Raw genomic sequence first — 4,501 nt, forward strand, 5'->3', positions numbered from 1 at the left:
CCGCGCCAGCTCCCGCCGCTACGACCGCCCAGATGGGCACATCAAACCGCCCGAACGAACTCAGATCTGGATAAAACTTGGGGGCAAGGTCAGGGCACCTTGGGCAAATTTGCGCGGCGACTCACCAGGAGAAACTCCCGCGCGAACACATGATCCATGGTCTCGGCTGGGGCAATGCCGCAGTAGACACAGATCTTGCCAACATGGCGTTTGCTCATGGCCCAGTGTACTCCGAGGATAGCGGTGCAGTACAAGAGAAGGCTCCCGGCATGACTGGGAGCCCTCGGTGTCCGGCCTAATCATGAGTCATCCCTTCCTTGTACCGCGAGCGCCGCGATGGCGAGATCGTAGAAGCCAAGTGAGGTCTGATAGGTCTTCAGCTTACGCGGCACCGGAGCTTACCTGCGCGACTGTGAGACTGCAGCATACCACGCGGCGTAGGGAGTGTTCCGTGCCATGTGACGGTTCAGATCGGGCGAGCCGTCGCTCCACCAGACCGGCCCCCGCTCGCCCAGCGCTCTCTTGGCTTGATCCACGGAGCGGTGGGCTGCGGCTTCGGCTTCCGGATCTTTCGCCGCTTTGGCGGCCCGAACTGCACGCCTTGCCGACATGAGCTGCGTGGTCAGCTTACCTCTTTCGTCCTCGCTGATGGCAGGATCGGTCATGCGCCAAAGACGCCCGCGGACGACGAAGTAGCGTCCGTCCGGAGTCACAGGATACTTCAAGCCGACTTCCGCTGCCGGCCGGACGCCTGCTTCTTCGCCGACGCCTCCTTGCCGGCGGTCTTTTTGCCTGCGATCGGCATCAGCATCTCCTTCTGGCCGGCGGCAGCTTTCTTCGGCTTCTTCGCCGGCTTGGCGGCCGCCTCCGTCGATGGTGCTTTCTGCCCGACCGACCGCCGTAGCGCTTCCATCAGATCGACGACATTCTCGCCCTTCGGCCGATCCTTGGGGCGGATCGGCTTACCCGCACGCTTCTGATTGATCAGGTCGATCAGCGCGGTCTCATAATGGTCCTCGAACTTCTCCGGCGTGAAGGTGCCGGCCTTCTGCTCGACGATGTGCCGCGCGAGATCCAGCATGTCCTTCGTGATTTTCACGTCCTGGATTTCGTCGAAATACTCCTGCTCCGATCGCACTTCGTAGGGGTAGCGCAGCAGCGTGCCGACCAAGCCCTTGTCCATCGGTTCGAGAGCGATGATGTGCTCGCGGTTGGTGAGCACGATCCGGCCGATCGCGACCTTGTTCATCTCCCGGATGGTCTCGCGGATCACGGCGAAGGCATCGTGGCCGACCTTGCCGTCGGGACGCAGGTAGTAGGGGCGGATCAGATAGCGCGGATCGATGTCGGCCTTGTCCACGAACTCGTCGATCTCGATCGTGCGCGTGGACTCGAGGGCGATCTCCTCGAGCTCCTCCTTCGAGACCTCGATGTATTGGCCCTTCTCGAGCTCATAGCCCTTGACGATGTCCTCGTTCGAGACCTCCTCGCCCGTGTCGGAGTCGACCTTGACGTACCTGATACGATGGCCGGTCTGCTTGTTCAGCTGGTTGAATGAGATCTTCTCGGACTCGGACGTGGCCGGGTAGAAGGCTACCGGGCACGTGACGAGCGACAGACGCAGGAAGCCTTTCCAGTTGGCGCGCGGGGCCATTTACGCGGAACTCCGGGGTTGAAGTGGTCCGGATTCAAGACGTTTGGACGTGGTGGGTTCCGACACCATTGCAGCGAGCAGGGGGGATTAGGCCTCCAATTCAATTTGGAAAGAAGAGGCTTTGCCTGTTTGAAACCAAGGTATTGGGTCGCTCGCCGGAGGCACTCGCGCGCAGGCCGCCTCCGCTTCGCTGCGGCGCCGCGATGCTGCCTCCGCGCGGGTACCTTGTTAACCGGTCTCGCGACTGCACTCGGTCCCGGGTCCCTCCGCTCACGCGGCGGCCGCTATGCTGACCCTCCTGCGGGTGCCTTCTCTGCCGTCGCTCCGCTTTGGCTCGACCTCGGTGATTTTCCGGATCGCCGTATCATCATCGAGCAAAGATCGAATTGAACGGCCGCCTTCTTTCGGCTGTTGCTGTGTTTCAGCAGCTTTTGCGTGCGTCACGCCGCCGACCGTGCACCAGATGATACTCACGCTCGAGCGCGCCGGATTCATTCGCAGAACACCGGGCGCCTCACGCAGCATCCAAGTCTTCGTCGCGCCCGAACACCTGTCGATCCTGCAGGACCCCGATCAACCGGTCAAAACCTCTGTGTCGAGGTACTAGTGCGTCAGCCTCTCAGGGCGATCGTCGAGGATGCGCCGAATGATGAGCGTCAATATGCCGACCTGCGCTGACGCTGCGCGCCGACGTCGTTCGCCGCCGATGCAACGTCGCAAGCCCCCGCCCCTGGCGCATCGTGACTAGCCGGGGCCTTTTCATGAGATTGTCATATTGTTCTTCGAGTATGATGAATGTCAAGCGTAGTCATACTGATTTTGCGCGCTTAGGATTTCTTCGCTGCGCCGAGTTTGGCGAAGATCGCCCGCGTGATTGCGATCAGCTTCGTCCGGAAACGCATCGCGTCAGTGATGGCTCATTGTGGTAAGCAGTCGCCCCTGACTCTCACGCCAGAGCGCGCAGTTTCAGAGCATCATTTTCTGATGGTGCTGCGCCCTTTCCGGACGAAGCTGCGAGATTGAAAAACGCTTTCCGCACCGATGTGCAAATGCTCGACGCGGCGCCCCGTCAAATAATCGACTGGCGAGTTGCTTTTGCGACCACCAGTGAGCCCATGACGGCTACGAGCGTCAAGATCAACGCGATGCGGGACCAGATCCAGCGTGTCTCTCTGGCCGCCAACTCGGTCCAACGCCATTTCGGTAGGAGATTCAGGTCCTTCAGGCTCGTCGCCCGGTCCTCGAGAATTTTTTGCGAGATGAATCGGCGCCAGTCGTCGTGGAATACCTCGGTGTAGGTTTTAAAGGCGACAAAGCGGTGCGAGTCTGTGCCTGCAATGGAATTCAGAGCCTCGTTCGCGAGGATGGCCGGTGACAAAAAGCCGATGACGTCGACAAGCTGCTGCTGCTCGAGAAGCTGGTGGCCGAAACGCTTGCGCAATAGCTCGATTTGCTGATCGACCCGCTGCTTGGCAAGGAAGAATGCGCGCATGCGTGACGGCACCTCGATGCGTCCATCCTTGACGGCCATGGCCTCTGGATCGGATGCGTAGGGGAATCAGGTGATAGACTTACGGATCACCCACACTATGCCGGCTCGCTTTCTACAGATGAACGAGAGGACCCCGCCGATCACCGGCATTCGTGCTAGCTGAGACACGTTTTTGAAGCCTGCGGACTGAATGCGGAATTGCATGAAGTCGGCCTCAGCGGGGATCGGAGCGGAACCGAAGGCTGATCGCCACCACGCTCGCAGATCGTTTGGCGAGTAGTAGAAGACGTCTGTCTTGAGTTGGTTTAGCATAAAGTCAGCCCAATCCCTAGGACTCTTGCTCTCTCGGTAGTAGCCGAAGCCGAGCTGGTGGGCGGCGCGCATATAGCTGTGAGCGATCGCATCTGGCAGATGGTGCACGAAGTAGAGACCGACGTGTCCCTCGAACCAAGAGGTGCGGTCCGGAAATAATGCCAGAAATGTCCCTCCAGGCTTTAGCACGCGTGCGATCTCGGAAACCGCAAGCTTTGGATCTCTAACGTGCTCGAACACCTGGTTGGAAATGACGACATCGAAGAATCCGTCATCGAAACCGAGGCGCCCCTCTTCGAGTGGTCGGAAGTGCTCGGGGCGCTCCGCGGCTGGAGCCTCGATGTCTGCCCCGAAGAACTCGTAGCCAGCCTGACGACCATAGGTGACTACCTCTCCGCGCCCGCAGCCGTAGTCCAGAACGCGCGGCCGTTCAACTGACGATAGCGAGAACGCTCGCTGAAACACGAATTCGTAATTTGGGCTCATGATAGAGTGTTCTCTGGCATAACCCAAAGCGGTTGGCAACGAGGGCGATCGTGCATGTGCTTTGGGGCAGGCCTAGTGTTCCGATGCTGACGGATGATTCACAAATCGGCTCAGATCTGCGGATCTGTGCCCACGAGGAAAATCGAACGAATTTCGATCAGCGCTGCCGATCGTGAGCGATTGGAGCATCTGGTCCGAGACCGTAATATGCCGCAGAAAGTAGTTTGGAGAGCTCACATCGTGCTTTCTGCGAGCGAAGGGATGACGGCAGAAGCGATCGCGGCGGCGGTCGCCAAGAGCCTGCTGAGGGTGCGTCGGTGGGTCGAGCCGGCGGAGGTCGAGAAGGCGGGGCTGCTCCGGGAGGACGGCGTCGTGCCGGGTCGGCAGGGGACGCTGTCCGCGCCACGACGGGCTGGAGCATGTCCTGTGCTTTGCGCCGACGTGCTCCGGCAAGAGTGGAGTCTTGTCGTGCCTTCGCTTCTCACGGATCGTGTCCCCAAGCGTGGTGTAGCTGGCGGCCCACCGCGTTCGCCGGCTGGAGCCGGGCCTGTCAGCTG

5 protein-coding genes are annotated in these 4,501 nt (G+C 60.4%); all 5 read right to left on the bottom strand.

Features of this window, described 5'->3' with window-relative positions; translation table 11 throughout:
- Nucleotides 1-398: 398 nt before the first annotated feature.
- The 5 genes from QW863_RS35910 to QW863_RS35930 all read right to left on the bottom strand — a co-directional run bounded on the left by QW863_RS35910 (nucleotide 399) and on the right by QW863_RS35930 (nucleotide 3,944).
- Entirely contained in the window at nucleotides 399-725 is a 327-nt protein-coding gene (locus tag QW863_RS35910; protein WP_315770092.1) for a hypothetical protein, read from the bottom strand.
- Complete coding sequence (locus QW863_RS35915; protein ID WP_315770094.1) at nucleotides 722-1,654, bottom strand: Ku protein; 933 nt, start codon at nucleotides 1,652-1,654, stop codon at nucleotides 722-724. The genes QW863_RS35910 and QW863_RS35915 overlap by 4 nt, the downstream gene beginning before the upstream one ends.
- A gap of 270 nt (nucleotides 1,655-1,924) precedes the next feature.
- Nucleotides 1,925-2,179, bottom strand: a complete 255-nt coding sequence (locus QW863_RS35920) for a hypothetical protein (protein WP_315770096.1) — start codon at nucleotides 2,177-2,179, stop codon at nucleotides 1,925-1,927.
- A 544-nt stretch (nucleotides 2,180-2,723) separates the two neighbouring features.
- Nucleotides 2,724-3,185, bottom strand: coding sequence for a DUF3526 domain-containing protein (locus tag QW863_RS35925; RefSeq protein ID WP_315770098.1), 462 nt, complete (start codon nucleotides 3,183-3,185; stop codon nucleotides 2,724-2,726).
- Between the two features lie 27 nt (nucleotides 3,186-3,212).
- Nucleotides 3,213-3,944 (bottom strand): class I SAM-dependent methyltransferase, encoded by a 732-nt coding sequence (locus QW863_RS35930; protein ID WP_315770100.1) that lies wholly within the window; start codon nucleotides 3,942-3,944, stop codon nucleotides 3,213-3,215.
- Nucleotides 3,945-4,501 lie beyond the last annotated feature (557 nt).

Origin of the sequence: Bradyrhizobium sp. SZCCHNR1017, assembly GCF_032381375.1 — a bacterium.
Lineage (GTDB): Bacteria > Pseudomonadota > Alphaproteobacteria > Rhizobiales > Xanthobacteraceae > Bradyrhizobium.

Coding starts and splice junctions, on each gene's coding strand:
- QW863_RS35920 (WP_315770096.1), bottom strand. CDS start 2,179: ATGCTGCGTGAGGCGCCCGGTGTTCTGCGAATGAATCCGGCGCGCTCG.
- QW863_RS35930 (WP_315770100.1), bottom strand. CDS start 3,944: ATGAGCCCAAATTACGAATTCGTGTTTCAGCGAGCGTTCTCGCTATCG.
- QW863_RS35915 (WP_315770094.1), bottom strand. CDS start 1,654: ATGGCCCCGCGCGCCAACTGGAAAGGCTTCCTGCGTCTGTCGCTCGTC.
- QW863_RS35925 (WP_315770098.1), bottom strand. CDS start 3,185: ATGGCCGTCAAGGATGGACGCATCGAGGTGCCGTCACGCATGCGCGCA.